The sequence below is a fragment of the Bartonella sp. CR84HXZ genome, assembly GCF_042194535.1.
Taxonomy (GTDB): Bacteria; Pseudomonadota; Alphaproteobacteria; order Rhizobiales; family Rhizobiaceae; genus Bartonella; species Bartonella grahamii.
This window is the reverse complement of sequence record NZ_JBHIMY010000001.1, coordinates 239,057-254,262: the sequence shown is the minus strand read 5'-3', so window position 1 is coordinate 254,262 and position 15,206 is coordinate 239,057. Positions and strand designations below refer to the sequence as shown.

The 15,206-nt window shown below is 39.5% G+C and carries 10 protein-coding genes; 6 read left to right on the top strand and 4 right to left on the bottom strand.

Going from position 1 to position 15,206, the window contains the following annotated elements:
* Nucleotides 1-38 precede the first annotated feature (38 nt).
* Nucleotides 39-2,339 carry an NADP-dependent malic enzyme gene (locus ACFIKD_RS00985; RefSeq protein WP_375646973.1) on the bottom strand — a complete coding sequence of 767 codons (2,301 nt, stop codon included), beginning with the start codon at nt 2,337-2,339 and terminating at the stop codon, nt 39-41.
* A gap of 195 nt (nt 2,340-2,534) precedes the next feature.
* Between ACFIKD_RS00985 and mutS the strand changes: the two genes are divergently transcribed.
* Nucleotides 2,535-5,279: a DNA mismatch repair protein MutS gene (mutS, locus tag ACFIKD_RS00980; RefSeq protein WP_375646972.1), complete on the top strand. Its 2,745-nt coding sequence runs from the start codon at nt 2,535-2,537 to the stop codon at nt 5,277-5,279.
* Nucleotides 5,280-6,336: 1,057 nt separating this feature from the next.
* On the opposite strand, the gene ilvD is transcribed toward mutS, so the two are convergent.
* From ilvD to ACFIKD_RS00965, 3 genes are all read right to left on the bottom strand, one after another.
* Nucleotides 6,337-8,175: a dihydroxy-acid dehydratase gene (gene ilvD, locus ACFIKD_RS00975; RefSeq protein WP_375646971.1), complete on the bottom strand. Its 1,839-nt coding sequence runs from the start codon at nt 8,173-8,175 to the stop codon at nt 6,337-6,339.
* A 1,008-nt stretch (nt 8,176-9,183) separates the two neighbouring features.
* Complete coding sequence (locus ACFIKD_RS00970) at nt 9,184-9,435, bottom strand: DUF1150 domain-containing protein (protein ID WP_012754519.1); 252 nt, start codon at nt 9,433-9,435, stop codon at nt 9,184-9,186.
* A gap of 26 nt (nt 9,436-9,461) precedes the next feature.
* Nucleotides 9,462-9,893: an Hsp20 family protein gene (locus ACFIKD_RS00965; RefSeq protein ID WP_375646969.1), complete on the bottom strand. Its 432-nt coding sequence runs from the start codon at nt 9,891-9,893 to the stop codon at nt 9,462-9,464.
* 120 nt (nt 9,894-10,013) lie between these two features.
* Between ACFIKD_RS00965 and nth the strand changes: the two genes are divergently transcribed.
* The 5 genes from nth to pheT all read left to right on the top strand — a co-directional run bounded on the left by nth (nt 10,014) and on the right by pheT (nt 15,170).
* Nucleotides 10,014-10,754, top strand: a complete 741-nt coding sequence (nth, locus tag ACFIKD_RS00960) for an endonuclease III (protein ID WP_375635420.1) — start codon at nt 10,014-10,016, stop codon at nt 10,752-10,754.
* A gap of 154 nt (nt 10,755-10,908) precedes the next feature.
* Nucleotides 10,909-11,112: a 50S ribosomal protein L35 gene (gene rpmI / locus ACFIKD_RS00955; RefSeq protein ID WP_273722445.1), complete on the top strand. Its 204-nt coding sequence runs from the start codon at nt 10,909-10,911 to the stop codon at nt 11,110-11,112.
* Between the two features lie 33 nt (nt 11,113-11,145).
* Entirely contained in the window at nt 11,146-11,547 is a 402-nt protein-coding gene (gene rplT / locus ACFIKD_RS00950) for a 50S ribosomal protein L20 (protein WP_375635419.1), read from the top strand.
* A 93-nt stretch (nt 11,548-11,640) separates the two neighbouring features.
* Nucleotides 11,641-12,723 (top strand): phenylalanine--tRNA ligase subunit alpha, encoded by a 1,083-nt coding sequence (gene pheS / locus ACFIKD_RS00945; protein ID WP_375646968.1) that lies wholly within the window; start codon nt 11,641-11,643, stop codon nt 12,721-12,723.
* Nucleotides 12,724-12,755: 32 nt separating this feature from the next.
* A complete protein-coding gene (gene pheT / locus ACFIKD_RS00940) occupies nt 12,756-15,170 on the top strand; it encodes a phenylalanine--tRNA ligase subunit beta (RefSeq protein ID WP_375646967.1) in 2,415 nt (804 codons plus the stop codon).
* Nucleotides 15,171-15,206: the final 36 nt, after the last annotated feature.

Sequence of the window (15,206 nt, the reverse complement as noted above, 5' to 3'; positions counted from 1 at the left end):
CCTTGATATATTATTGGTATATTAGGGGCTTTTTTCCTTTAGACGGCTTTTGCGGCATGATAAGCCGCGAGCATTGCAATATTGACCACATCTGTATCGTTTCCACTAAACGGTACAATTTGGACAGATTTTTCCAATCCAATTAAAATAGGACCAATGATGGTTGCTCCACCAAGTTCTTGTAACATTTTGCTTGCAATGGAAGACGCGTGATATCCAGGCATAACCAAAATGTTAGCGGGCTCTGTTAATCCCATAAATGGATATTGCTGCATCAATTTGGAATTGAGTGCTACATCAGCACTTATTTCTCCATCAAACTCAAAATCAACCTTGCGTTCATGCAAAATATTAATCGCATCCTGAATTTGCTGTGTGATTTGCCCTTTCATATAACCAAACGTAGAAAATGCTAAAAATGCTACCCGTGGTTGATATCCAAATCCACGTACAAACGAAGCGGTTTGTTCCGCTATATCCGCAAGTTCTTCAGCATTAGGATTTTCATAAACAGCTGTATCCGTAATAAACACAGTTCGTCCTCGGCAAATAGCCATTGAGATACCAATCAATCGTTCTTTTGGTTTTTCATCAATTGCACGACGTATATCGATCAGCGCTGTTTCATAATTGCGTGTCACCCCTGTAACCATTGCATCAGCATCTCCTAGTGCCACCATACACGCAGCAAAATAATTGCGATCATTATTGATACGACGATGACAATCACGCAACAGCCAACCTTGACGCTGCATCTTTTTATAAAGATAATTCGCATAATCATCTGTACGGCAAGAAAGCTTAGCATTCATAATAGAAATACCTTCACGCTCCAGATCAATTCCAGCGATAACAGCTGTTTCTCTTACTTGCTCTTCACGACCAACCAAAATCGCTTGTCCTAATTTTTGATGAACATAGGAAACGGCTGCCCGCATAATTTGCTCTTCTTCACCTTCTGCAAAGACAATTTGTTTTGGCGCTTGACGAACATGGTTATAAACCCCACGCATCATCGAGGAAGTAGGATCACGTCTCGCATTCAAATCGCGCTCATAGGCCTCTAAATCATCTATGTTCTTTTGCGCAACACCGCTTTCCATTGCTGCTTTTGCTACCGCTATTGAAACAACCGTCAATAAACGCGGATCAAAAGGAACAGGGATGATATAATTAGGACCAAATTTTAATCGCTTTCCACAATAAGCTTCTGCAACGCTGTCAGGCACTTCTTCATGCGCTAAATTGGCAAGAGCCTTTGCCGCAGCAATCTTCATTTCTTCATTAATAACTCTTGCACGCACATCAAGTGCACCACGAAATATATAAGGAAAGCAGAGAACATTATTAATCTGATTTGGATAATCGGAACGCCCTGTTGCGACAATGGCATCATGACGCACTTGCATAACCTCTTCCGGCGTAATTTCTGGATCGGGATTAGCCATAGCAAAAATGATCGGCTGTGGTGCCATAGATCTTACCATTTCAGGAGTAAGAGCACCTTTAGCAGAAACCCCAAAAAATATATCTGCACCTTCCATTGCTTCTATAAGCGTACGTTTATCTGTTTGAATAGCATGCGCAGATTTCCACTGATTCATTCCCTCTTTGCGACCTTCATAGACCACACCCTTTGTATCACATAATATGATATTTTCGGCACGAAAGCCCATCGCTTTAATCAGTTCAATACAAGCAATTCCTGCAGAACCAGCACCATTACAGACTAACCGCGTATTTTGCATATTGCGCCCTGTTAAAGTCAAAGCATTGAGAACACCAGCAGCAACAATAATTGCTGTACCATGTTGATCGTCGTGAAAAACAGGTATATTCATCACCTCGCGTAGGCGGCTTTCAATCATAAAGCACTCTGGCGCCTTAATGTCTTCAAGATTAATTCCACCAAAAGAAGGTTCTAAATGACGCACCAAATTGATAAAACTTTCTGTATCGTTTATATCAATTTCTAAATCAATGGAATCAATATCCGCAAAACGCTTAAACAGCACTGCTTTGCCTTCCATGACCGGCTTAGAGGCAAGAGCTCCTAAGTTGCCTAACCCTAAAATAGCTGTACCATTTGAAATAACAGCAACAAGATTGCCTTTTGCTGTATAATCATAAGCTAGCGCTGGATTTTGAGCAATTGCCTTAACTGGAACTGCAACACCTGGTGAATAAGCAAGTGCTAAATCATGCTGTGTTGCCATAGACTTTGTTGCAACAATCTCAAGCTTTCCTGGTCGACCACGACTATGAAAATCTAGAGCTTCTCTTTCGCTCGCACTGTAAACAGTTTGAGACATTTTCTGATCCTGCTCGCTCTTTTTCATCTCACTTTATTTTCTCCAAAAACAGTGTAAATTTTGCTTGATAATGCGTATAATTATTAAATTTGATTCATGTATTAGAACTCGCTATTCTTGCCTTAGCAAATCTGATGATGCGTTGCAATTTAGAGATAAATAGATATTGAAGTAAACAAAAAAGAGTAAAAACTTCACTTAAAGGAAACAGGCCTCGTACAAATGGATAAAAAAGACAACCATAAAAATAATTTAATTCCACAGCCTGCCTCCTCATCTGCTTCCTCTCAAGAACGTCTGACACCTATGATGGAGCAGTACATAGAAATCAAAGCCGTACATCATGATTCCCTTCTCTTTTACCGAATGGGGGATTTTTATGAATTATTTTTTAATGATGCGATTGAAGCTGCTCAGGCTTTAGGAATCACACTCACAGCACGCGGAAAACATTTAGGACAAGATATTCCTATGTGCGGTGTTCCCGTTCATGCTGCTGATGATTATTTACAAAAACTGATTGCTTGTGGTTACCGAGTTGCTGTTTGTGAACAAATAGAAGATCCTGCTGAAGCAAAAAAACGTGGCTCAAAATCTGTTGTTCGGCGTGATGTTGTTCGCCTTGTAACACCTGGAACGATAACAGAAGAAAAACTCCTTGATCCAACACGCGCAAATTATTTGATGACACTTTCCCGTATAAAAACAAGCGATGGAGAGGAATTTGCTCTTTCTTGGATTGATATCTCAACAGGCATATTTCGTGTAACAGAAAGCCGCCAAGAAAAACTTTTGGCAGATATTATGCGTGTGGATCCACAAGAAATCATTGTTGCTGATTCATTCTTTCATGATAAATCTCACAAATCACTTTTTAATGTTCTTGATCGTATCGTTTCACCTCAACCTGCTTGTCTCTTTGATGCACTGACCGCTGAACGCGATATTTGCAATTATTTTAAACTCTCAACTCTTGAAGGCGTTGCCGATTATTCACGTTCCGAACTCTCTGCAATTGTAGCTGCTATTCGTTATATCGAAAAAACACAAATCACGCATCGTCCTCCCCTCATGCAGCCTGAGCGCCAAAATGAAAGTGCGACTCTTTTTATTGATGCCGCAACCAGATTAAGCCTTGAACTTATTCGTACGACATCAGGTCAACGGGATGGAAGTTTATTAAAAGCTATTGATCGCACTGTAACAGGAGGAGGATCACGCCTTCTCATCGATCGCCTTATTGCTCCCCTCACCACTCCTTCGGCTATTGATACACGTTTGGATTCTATCGATTTTTTTCTACGTAATCCTTCTCTTGCAGAAGCGATAAAGCTTATTTTAAAAGGGGGACCAGATATGCCCCGCGCCGTTTCACGTTTGGCTCTTGGACGAGGAGGTCCCCGTGATATGGCGACAATCCAGCGCGGCTTTGAAATCATTCGTGAATTGCATCAACTTCTTAATAATGAGCTTCTGCCTCAAGAAATAAGTGATGTACAACAGGTGTTCTCAAACTTACCCACAGCGTTATACTTTCATTTAGAACAAGCATTAGCTGATGATCTCCCACTCCTTAAACGTGATGGTGGTTTTATTCGTTCAAATTATCATAAAGAGCTCGATGAAATGCGTGCTTTACGTGATGAATCGCGCCGTGTCATTGCTGAACTTCAAGCGCAATATGCCCAAGAAACAGATATTAAAACGCTTAAAATAAAGCATAATAATATTCTAGGTTATTTCATTGAAGTAACCAGTATACAAGCATCTGCTCTTACAAATAATCCACAAGCTAAAGCACGTTTTATTCATCGGCAAACAATGGCAAACGCTATGCGTTTTACGACAACAGAGCTTGTTGACCTTGAAAGCCGTATTGCCCATGCTGCCAATCACGCATTGACACTTGAACTAGAGATTTTTGATATTCTCGTTCAGGAAATTACCGAACAAGTTGATTTTATTCGTAAAGCCTCTGAAGCACTTGCTATTTTAGATGTCTCTGTCGCCTTAGCATATCTTGCTGAAGAACAAGGCTATTGCCGACCTAAAATTGATCTTTCACTTACCTTCCATATCACAGCAGGACGCCATCCTGTCGTCGAGCAAGCACTCCGCAAACAAGCAGCAGAACCTTTTATTGCCAATAATTGTGATCTCTCTGTGCAAGAAAATCAGCAATATGCAGCAATCTGGCTGTTGACAGGGCCTAATATGGGAGGAAAATCAACTTTTTTGCGGCAAAATGCTCTTATTGCTATTATGGCGCAAATGGGGTCCTTCGTTCCAGCGACTTCAGCACATATTGGTGTTGTTGACCGCCTATTTAGTCGTGTTGGGGCTTCCGATGATCTTGCACGGGGGCGCTCAACCTTTATGATGGAAATGGTTGAAACAGCAACAATTCTCAATCATGCTAGCCACCATTCCCTTATTATTCTTGATGAAATAGGACGTGGGACATCAACCTTTGATGGACTTTCTATTGCTTGGGCTGCTGTTGAATATCTCCATGAAGTTAACCATTGTCGTGCTATTCTCGCTACCCATTTTCATGAAATGACTGCACTTACCGAAAAACTTGACAGACTGCATAATGTAACCATGAAAGTCAAAAATTGGGATGGTGATGTAGTTTTTCTTCATGAGGTCACACCAGGAGCTGCTGACCGTTCCTATGGTGTACAAGTCGCAAAGCTTGCTGGACTTCCCCCAGCCGTTATTACACGAGCAACAGATGTACTCCATCAATTAGAACAAGGTGAAATGGCTGGAAAAGGGCATAAACTCATTGATGATTTACCACTCTTTTCTCTTAAAGCAACATCTCCCGTCAATGAAGCAAGAAACAAACATTGTGTACTTCACGAAGCTTTAAAAAATATCCATCCCGATGAACTCTCTCCTAAACAAGCTTTAGAAGCAATTTACCACCTCAAACAGCTTGAAAAGAATAACCTCTTATAGAAAACGGATGTTATTTTTTATTAAAAAGCTTTCTTAAGAGGAGATAAAGTATCACTTTTTGATATGCCACAGCACAAACTGTTGTTTACCGTATTCCCATCGCTTTTCTACACAATATATTTTGATAAGTGTAATGCATATAGAGGCAAAATCCTATGCATTATATTCCATATTTCCTTAGATCAATATTGGCCCGTAGACAAAAAATTAGTCAATATCGACTATTTTTACAAGATAGTCGTTTTTTGTGAAGATTGTCATGAAATCTCCTCCACCTTGCAAATACGCAATATTTAATGAATTATGCTTTTTCACAATCAATATTATTGTTATCATAGCAACAGTTTTAGTTTAAAGCTGTCGGTGTTGGGATGCCACCCCATTTTGCATAATAAATTCATGGATGATGGGTCTCGTATTTTCTTCACATTTTAAGTTATAAAAAGCTCTTTTACTGTTTTCATATGAACCATATAATCAGATATATCACAGCAGCATTTTATTTTCCTAAACATCCTTTGAACTCCTTCCCACACCTCAAAGGATAAAGATTTTCATTCACATCAAGTCTGCAAACAGTCTAGATTCTAAGGGATTTACCTTGACTTCCTTCATGTAATTCACTTAAACCCAAAGCTTGATAAATAAGTCTAAGAATATTCACCACACACTTAAAAAACACTTAATATATTAAGGAAGATGCCGTATATCACAGCCCTAAATGACAGTGTTTTTACGGTACAAAAAGATAATGCCACCAGTACAATAAATATCTTTCATAAATATAAGAACAGGAAATCGTAATTTCGTATAAAATTGAAATATGATATGAAGCGTAATCATACCATATCTATCTTTATCTGTCTTACATAGCTGCTGAAATAAGCAATCCGCAGCAGCTTTTAGTTGTATTGATAGCTTTTTAATCATACTTATCATGGCTCGAAATATTCTGATAAGTTCATAAACTCATAAAATAATTAGCTTAGAATATCGTGTAAAAGATGCAAAAAATCAGAATACTATCTCTCTTTTATAAGACGCGTCATTCATCTCATCAAATATTACGTACTGCACCCTTTGCAGCAGATGTGGTCATCGCTGCATAGGCTTTGAGAGCCTTTGAAACTTTACGCTGACGCTTCTCAATCGGTTGCCAAGCACCTTTTCCTTTTGCTTCCATCTTAGCACGGCGCTGCTTCATCTCAACGTCATCCACCAACATATGAATTCTACGATTTGGAATATCAATTTCTATGATATCCCCCTCCTCCACCAACGCAATTTCTCCTCCTTCAGCAGCTTCTGGTGAAATATGTCCTATCGAGAGCCCTGAACTTCCCCCTGAAAAACGTCCATCCGTAACAAGTGCACAAACCTTGCCCAATCCTTTAGATTTGAGATAACTTGTTGGATAAAGCATTTCTTGCATTCCAGGTCCACCACGTGGACCTTCATAACGGATTAAAACAATTTCACCTATTTTAATCTTATCAGTTAATATAGCTGACACAGCTGAATCTTGGCTTTCAAAAATTCTTGCCGGACCTTTAAAAGTTAAAATTGATTGATCAACGCCTGCTGTTTTTACAATACAGCCATCTTTTGCAAGATTTCCATAAAGAACTGCCAATCCTCCATCTTGTGAATATGCATGTTCCCTATCGCGAATCACACCTTTTTCACGATCAAGATCAAGGGTCTCATAGCGACAAGATTGGCTAAAAGCTGTCTGTGTTGGAATACCACCAGGAGCAGCACGATAAAATGTACGGACTGTTGGTTCATTAGTTTGTTTCACATCCCAACGGTAAAGAGCTTCTTTCATTGTTTTTGCATGAACCGTATAAGTTGACGTATCAATGAGTCCCGCCGCATCCAGTTCGCCTAAAAGCCCCATAATACCACCAGCGCGATGAACATCTTCCATATGTACATTCGCAACAGCAGGAGCAACCTTACATAAAACAGGAACACGACGTGAAAGATGATCAATATCCGTCATGGTAAAATCCACCTCACCTTCTTGCGCCGCGGCTAAAAGATGCAGTACTGTATTGGTTGATCCCCCCATAGCAATATCAACGGTCATTGCATTTTCAAAAGCCTTGCGTGAAGCAATAGAGCGCGGCAAGACTGTTTCATCATCTTTTTCATAATAACGTTTAACCAATGCAACAATCTGTTTTCCAGCTTCTTCAAAAAGCATCCGTCGATCTGCATGTGTTGCTAACATTGATCCATTTCCGGGAAGCGAAAGCCCCAATGCTTCCGTTAAGCAATTCATGGAGTTGGCTGTAAACATTCCTGAACAAGAACCACATGTAGGACAAGCAGCACGCTCCATTTCAGTAACTTCTTCTTCTGAATTCTGTTCTGAAGCTGCTGCAACCATGGCATCGACCAAATCAACCCTTAGATCTTGATCCTTCCATTTAATCTTACCTGCTTCCATAGGACCGCCTGAAACAAAGATTGTCGGAATATTCAACCGTAAAGCAGCCATTAACATACCAGGCGTAATTTTGTCACAATTAGAAATACAGACAAGTGCATCCGCACAATGTGCATTAACCATGTACTCTACAGAATCAGCAATGATTTCACGTGAGGGCAAAGAATAGAGCATTCCATCGTGCCCCATCGCAATTCCATCATCTACAGCAATGGTATTAAATTCTTTCGCAACACCACCGGCAACCGCTATCTGTTGTGCGACTAATTGCCCAAGATCTTTTAAATGGACATGCCCTGGTACAAATTGTGTAAAAGAATTCGCAATCGCAATAATGGGTTTACCAAAATCAGTATCTTTCATCCCTGTTGCACGCCAAAGTCCGCGGGCTCCTGCCATATTACGCCCGTGGGTCGATATTCTTGAACGGTAAGAAGGCATTATTTTTTTCCCCTCAAATAATTCCATTTTGCTTGTTGTGCTGTAACTTCATTATAAAAACAAGAGCTTTAATATTCAAAAGAGAAAAATACCTTGTACTGAGGCATTTGAAGCACAAAATTAAAAGCTCTGCATAAACTTTTTCATAAGGCCTTTTTCATAAAGCCTTTGTTTTTTTATTACCTGTTAATCAACATCTAATCCCTGTGCAATTCCACGTTTGAGACAAATATCAAAACGCTTCAGTGTGGCACGAACTGTACCAGATTTTTGTATGCCAGATTTGGTAAGTATATTGCATCTATCTGTTTGCGTAATTTCTGGAACAAGAAGACAGCCTAATTTGGAAAGAATATAAAGGCATCATGGTAAAAATCTATCATCTCCTTACAATTCAGCTTTACATCTTTCAAAAGCATTCATAGCAATATCTTTTAAATAACGATGACGCATTATATCATGCTTTTGTTTTTATACTCTTCAATGGAGTTACTCTCCTCACGAAGAACAGAAAACCCCAAACAAAATACACTTGTATAGCCTTCATGTACTCATTTTAAAGAAACATCTTTCAATGCACACTCGAGCCTATTTCACGATAGCGCCTATGAATGGTATAAAAGTTCCCGTGAATAATATAAATCTATAGGGGACATCTTCACACTTATGAAGAAGCAAACTGACACCATCATACATTTTTCTCATCCCCAATATTGCCAACATCCTTGCTAATTAAGACAATTCACAAGAGATATTTTTATTCCTTTCTTCAAGTGTTTTTATCCACACGGCTCTCCCTGCGTGTGACATACAAGCAAGTGACTTTAATTGTTTTAATACAAGAGGATTTCAAATGAGAGAACCTTATGATATTCGGGACTCTCATTCCAGTTGTAAAAATTAATTATGAATATAAACCTATACTTATCTCATTATAACTCACATTACACCCTTTACGAAAAAACAGATAGAATTTATAAAGAGTACAGCGTTTTCTCGTAAGGTAATCTAGTGCAGAGTTACAATTTGTAGTTCATGCTCATTGGCTCCAGCAAGGGCGATAGAACGCTCATCGGATAAAATGATAGGATAACCTGTTTCACCAAAGAGAGCCCATATCGTAATTCCTGGGGTCATTGGTGGAAGATCTGGAAAGTTTTTAGCCAGATCATCTGTACAAACTTTTTTTAAATAGGCAATCTGTCCCGCATCAGAGTAGGATGTGTTCTGAAACGACAAGTTTTGTTTATGTTCTCCCATTTCACTGTTCCTTTACGCCTTAACTTTTATGACTCACCACTACTGACTTTAATTGGAATCTGTTTTATTTCTTTTTTTAATTTTGGTTGATACAGATTAATTGATAAAAGACCATTTTTCAACTCTGCATTTGTAACATGCATCCCTTCCGCGAGAACAAAGGTTCGCTGGAATTGTCGCGCAGCTATACCGCGATATAAATATTGATGATTTTGGTTGTCCGTTTGTTTACCATGAATAACCAATTGATTATCATCGAGCAAAACATTAAGATGGTTAATCTTAAATCCAGCAACAGCCAAAGTTATCCGGATATGATTTGCATCATCATTTTTATGCAAACGTTCAATGTTATAGGCTGGGTAAGCCTCATCAGCTTTACCGATACGTTGCAATATTTTTTCTACGGTTTCAAACCCTAAAAGAAAGGGATTGGAGAAAGGCGTCACATGTGTCATTCATGAGTATCCTCTTTAAAACGGCTTTACTTGACCAAACTCTATAAAAGTGTTCGCTGCATTCCTCTCATATGGCGAGCGTGAATGATAACTTCAAGAGAGAAGATTTAAGAGAGTTCAATGCCTCAAGGTACCATAAAATTGTCAAAAGTGCGAAATTTATCTGGTATATTATATAATGAAAATGAAATTGCAGAAATATTTCGCCGTTTTTCTGTGCAACGCCCAGCGCCTAAGAGTGATCTTATCTATACAAATATTTTTACGCTTTTGGTTGCCGTTGTGCTTTCGGCTCAAGCGACAGATGTAAGCGTTAATAAAGCGACAAAAGAATTATTTCGCCTTGCTGATCAACCGGAAAAAATGGTTGCATTAGGAGAAGAAGAAATAGCACATCATATCCGTTCAATTGGTCTTTGGCGAGCAAAAGCACGCAATGTTTATGCACTTTGTAACTGTTTAATTGATTGTTATGGCGGTCAAGTACCTGATACGCGTGAAGCACTTATGTCCCTTCCTGGAGTGGGGCGCAAAACGGCTAATGTTGTTTTGAATGTTGCTTTTGGTCAGCCTACATTGGCAGTAGATACACATATTTTTCGCTTAAGCAATCGTCTTGGTTTAGCGCCTGGCAAAACACCAGAGATTGTTGAGAAAAAATTATTAAAGATTATACCAATCCATTATCTTCGTCATGCGCATCATTGGCTGATTTTACATGGACGCTATGTTTGCCAAGCACGTAAAGCACAATGTAGGCAATGCATTATTGCTGATCTATGTAAAGCAGCTATCAAAACAAATGCTATTCCGGCACCTTTAGTTGAGCTTCAAGGCAATGGAGCTCCGATTTTTTTGTAATACGGTCTTGCTATTTTGTGTATAGTGGCTTATGGAAACACTATTAGAACTGCCCGGCAGGGCATGCCGTGGCTGTTTAAATGCTTGTTCAAGCGTTGGTCCGCTTGAGTGAATAAAATGTTTGATTGAATAAATTAATGTACGGAGTAGCAAAATGCCCAAGATGAAGACCAAATCATCCGCTAAAAAGCGGTTTAAAATCACTGCGTCAGGCAAAATTAAAGTAGCAGCTGCCGGTAAGCGCCACGGTATGATTAAGCGTTCGAATAAATTTATTCGCGATGCACGTGGAACAATGGTTTTGTGTGAACAAGATGCTAAAAAAGTCATTCAGCATTATTTGCCGAATGGTGTTTAAACCTTACGCTTTTGATTTTGAGGAGATTATAATATGGCACGTGTGAAAAGAGGTGTGACAGCACACGCTAAGCACAAAAAAGTTCTTAAACAGGCTGAAGGTTTTTACGGTCGTCGTAAAAATACCATTCGTGCAGCTAAAGCAGCAGTTGATCGTTCAAAGCAATACGCTTATCGTGATCGCAAAAATAGGAAACGTACTTTCCGTTCTTTGTGGATTCAGAGAATTAATGCAGCTGTTCGCGCAGAAGGTTTAACTTATGGACGTTTTATTGATGGCTTATCAAAAGCCGGTATTGAGGTTGATCGTAAGGTTCTTTCAGACATAGCAATCCACGAAGCAGAAGCATTTTCTGCTTTAGTAGCTTCGGCAAAAAAGGCTTTGGAATATTTAAAAGATACGACACCTAATGCTTTTGAAGGCGCTGTCAAGTAAGCCAGTCGTGTTCTCTTAAAGCATTTATTTATTCGAGGTCCCGTGCTGGCTGTTGCGAGTGCGGGTTTTTTTTATTAAAAAATAGGCAAAAATATGAACGATATTGAGCGTCTGGAACAAGAAATTTGTTTAGCCTTAGAGGCAGCGGGTGATGAACAGGCACTTGAAGCAGTGCGTATTGCAGCATTGGGTAAAAAAGGTAGCATCTCTGAAAAATTAAAAGCATTAGGGAAGATGGATGCTAGCGAGCGCCATAAAGTTGGACCAGTTCTTAATGGATTAAAAAATCGTATTTTAGAATTATGGGCGCAAAAGCGTGATATTCTGAAAAGACAGGCACTGGATACCCGTCTTTCTCGTGAAACGGTTGATGTTACCTTGCCTGTTCGCTCTTCACCTATAGAACGGGGACGCATTCATCCTATTTCACAGGTTATTGAGGAAATTATTGCCATTTATACGAAGTTGGGTTTTTCTCTTGCAGAGGGACCTGATATTGAAACAGATTATTACAATTTTACGGCATTGAATTTTCCTGAAGGGCATCCCGCACGCGAAATGCATGATACCTTCTTTTTTGATGTCAATAAAATGGGAGAACGAAAGTTGTTGCGGACCCATACATCACCCGTACAAATTCGCACACTAGAAAAACAAAAAGCACCGATACGGATCATTATTCCTGGAAAAACTTACCGCATGGATTCGGATGCGACGCATTCGCCCATGTTCCATCAGGTAGAAGGTCTTGTCATTGATAAAACCTCCACCATTGCCCATATGATGTGGCTACATGAAACCTTTTGTAAAGCATTTTTTGAAGTTCCCTCTGTAAAAATGCGTTTTCGTCCTTCTTTTTTCCCTTTTACCGAACCATCTATGGAAGTGGATATTCAATGTGATCGCTCTGGTTCAGAAGTAAAATTCGGAGAAGGACAGGATTGGTTGGAAATTTTAGGATGCGGAATGGTGCATCCTCATGTGTTGAAAAATGTTGGTTTAGATCCCGATGAATATCAAGGCTTTGCATGGGGAATGGGCATTGACCGTATTGCCATGTTGAAATACGGTATGCCTGATTTACGAGCTTTTTTTGATGCTGATCTGCGTTGGTTAGACCATTATGGCTTTCGTTGCTTTGATATGCCTGCTTTTTTTCCTAATAGAAATATGTGATCTTAGTCATCGCTTTCATGTGAGGTTTTAAAATGAAATTTACATTGTCGTGGTTAAAAGATCACTTAGAGACAAGTGCATCTTTGGATGAAATTTGTGAGAAACTAACAGCTATAGGTCTTGAGGTTGATTACGTTGATGATCGGTCTTCTTTAAAAGGTTTTGTGATTGCAAAAGTTTTAACAGCAATAAAGCATCCTGATGCAGATAAACTCCAGATTCTGTCCGTCGATACAGGGACTTCTACACCTGTTCAAGTTGTCTGTGGAGCACCAAATGCGCGTGCAGGTCTTGTTGGTGTTCTGGCACTACCAGGCACTTATATTTCAGGACTCGATGCGACATTATCTGTAGGAAAAATCCGCGGTGTTGAAAGTTTTGGGATGATGTGTTCGCAAGCGGAGCTTGAATTATCAAATGAACATGACGGGATTATCGAACTTCCAGAAGATGCACCTATTGGAGATTCATTTGCAACTTATGCTGGTTTAGATGATCCGATCATTGATATTGGTTTGACCCCCAATCGCTCTGATTGTACAGGTGTTCGTGGTATTGCCCGTGATCTTGCTGCCGCTGGAATGGGAAAATTAAAAGAATTATCCTTGTCAAAATTTGAGCCTTCCTTTGAAACACCTCTCGATGTTTCATTAGATTTTTCGCAAGATTCATCATTATGTTTAGGTTTTGCTTGGCGTGAAGTGCGCAATGTTCAAAATGGTGCATCACCTCAGTGGATGCAACAGCGTTTGAATGCAATTGGTTTGAGACCGATTAATGCGCTTGTTGATATGACCAATTACATAAGTTTTGACCTTGGTCGTCCACTCCATGTTTTTGATGCGGATAAAATTAAAGGTAATTTGTGTGTACGTTGTGCTCGTGAGGGAGAACAGCTTCAAGCACTGAACGGAAAAATCTATCATTTGGGCGCTAAGAATTGTGCCATTTCAGATGAAGAGGGGATTGTTTCGATTGCCGGTATCATGGGCGGTGAAAGAACGAGTTGTGATGAGACAACACGTCGCGTTATTATTGAATCAGCGCTTTGGGATGCGCAAAGCATTGCACAAACAGGAAGAGCATTAGGTCTTATCAGTGATGCACGTTATCGATTTGAACGAGGTGTTGATCCGGCTTTTATAGAAACAGGGCTTGAGATTGCAACAGAATTGGTCTTACGTCTTTGTGGTGGTGAAGTATCTAAGAAGAGGATCGTTGGCTATCAGCAACAAGAAATCAAACAGATCGCTTTTCCTTTTTCTGAAATTAAACGTTTAACAAATTTGGAAATAGAACCTGAAAAAGTCATCTCTATTTTAACAAAACTTGGATTTTTCGTTGAAGGAAAAGGAGATGTCGTTACAGTAAAAGTACCATCATGGCGCCCTGATATTATGGGGAAAGCCGATTTGGTGGAAGAAGTCATGAGGATTTATGGGCTAGATAAAATTAAACCTATTCCTTTGGAAAACTTCGCAGAAGGAAAAGATCAAACTTTAACATGCGCACAAATTCGTTCACGTGCTACACGTTTGGCTTTAGTGCAACGTGGTATGAAAGAAGCGGTAACATGGTCTTTTATTTCTGAAAATCAAGCTCTTGCTTTTGGAGGAGGTCAAGAAGAGCTTAAATTGGTTAATCCTATTGCTGCTGATATGTCAATGATGCGTCCTTCCCTTTTACCTGGTTTGATTATGGCGGCACAGAGAAATGCTGATCGTGGTTTTCCAGATCTTGCTTTGTTTGAAGTTTCCAATATTTATGAAGGCGATACCCCTGATAAACAACACCGTGTTGTTAGTGGGATTCGTCGCGGAACAGAGCAATTTAAAGGGGCTGGTCGTTTTTGGAATGGAAATGCAACCGTCGTTGATGTTTTTGATGCCAAAGCAGATGCTTTAGCTATTTTAGAAGCATGCGATATGGATGTTGGGAAAGTGCAGATTGAAGTAGGAGCGCCCGATTGGTATCATCCTGGTCGTTCAGGTGTCATAAAACTTGGATCAAAGATTATTCTTGGTTTTTTTGGTGTTTTTCATCCTGCTACATTAGAAAAGTTAGATGTTAGTGGCCCTTTATGCGGTTTTGAAATTTTTCTAGACAGAATTCCAGAATCAAAGAAAAAAACGACCAAAAGCCGTCTTCCTTTGAAACTCTCACCTTTTCAAATGGTGCGGCGTGATTTTGCCTTTATAGCGGATAAAACTGTTGCCTCTTCTCTTATTATTCGTGCGGCAAGTGGAGCCGATAAAAAACTTATTCATTCAGTGCAGATTTTTGATATTTTTGAAGATTTAAGCTTTGGCGAAGATAAAAAATCTGTTGCAATTGAAGTAACTATTCAGCCCATAGAACGGACTCTAACAGATGAAGATTTAGAAAAGCTTGCCTTAAAGATCGTGGATAATGTTACCAAAATGACAGGTGCATATTTGCGCTACTGAGTATTCTCATTTTTTATGAGATATTTTACATGAAGT

What these genes read in the sequence shown, in the direction of transcription:
- ACFIKD_RS00985 (WP_375646973.1), bottom strand. Translation starts at nt 2,339, where the DNA reads ATGAAAAAGAGCGAGCAGGATCAGAAAATGTCTCAAACTGTTTACAGT.
- mutS (WP_375646972.1), top strand. Translation starts at nt 2,535, where the DNA reads ATGGATAAAAAAGACAACCATAAAAATAATTTAATTCCACAGCCTGCC.
- ilvD (WP_375646971.1), bottom strand. Translation starts at nt 8,175, where the DNA reads ATGCCTTCTTACCGTTCAAGAATATCGACCCACGGGCGTAATATGGCA.
- ACFIKD_RS00970 (WP_012754519.1), bottom strand. Translation starts at nt 9,435, where the DNA reads ATGGGAGAACATAAACAAAACTTGTCGTTTCAGAACACATCCTACTCT.
- ACFIKD_RS00965 (WP_375646969.1), bottom strand. Translation starts at nt 9,893, where the DNA reads ATGACACATGTGACGCCTTTCTCCAATCCCTTTCTTTTAGGGTTTGAA.
- nth (WP_375635420.1), top strand. Translation starts at nt 10,014, where the DNA reads ATGCCTCAAGGTACCATAAAATTGTCAAAAGTGCGAAATTTATCTGGT.
- rpmI (WP_273722445.1), top strand. Translation starts at nt 10,909, where the DNA reads ATGCCCAAGATGAAGACCAAATCATCCGCTAAAAAGCGGTTTAAAATC.
- rplT (WP_375635419.1), top strand. Translation starts at nt 11,146, where the DNA reads ATGGCACGTGTGAAAAGAGGTGTGACAGCACACGCTAAGCACAAAAAA.
- pheS (WP_375646968.1), top strand. Translation starts at nt 11,641, where the DNA reads ATGAACGATATTGAGCGTCTGGAACAAGAAATTTGTTTAGCCTTAGAG.
- pheT (WP_375646967.1), top strand. Translation starts at nt 12,756, where the DNA reads ATGAAATTTACATTGTCGTGGTTAAAAGATCACTTAGAGACAAGTGCA.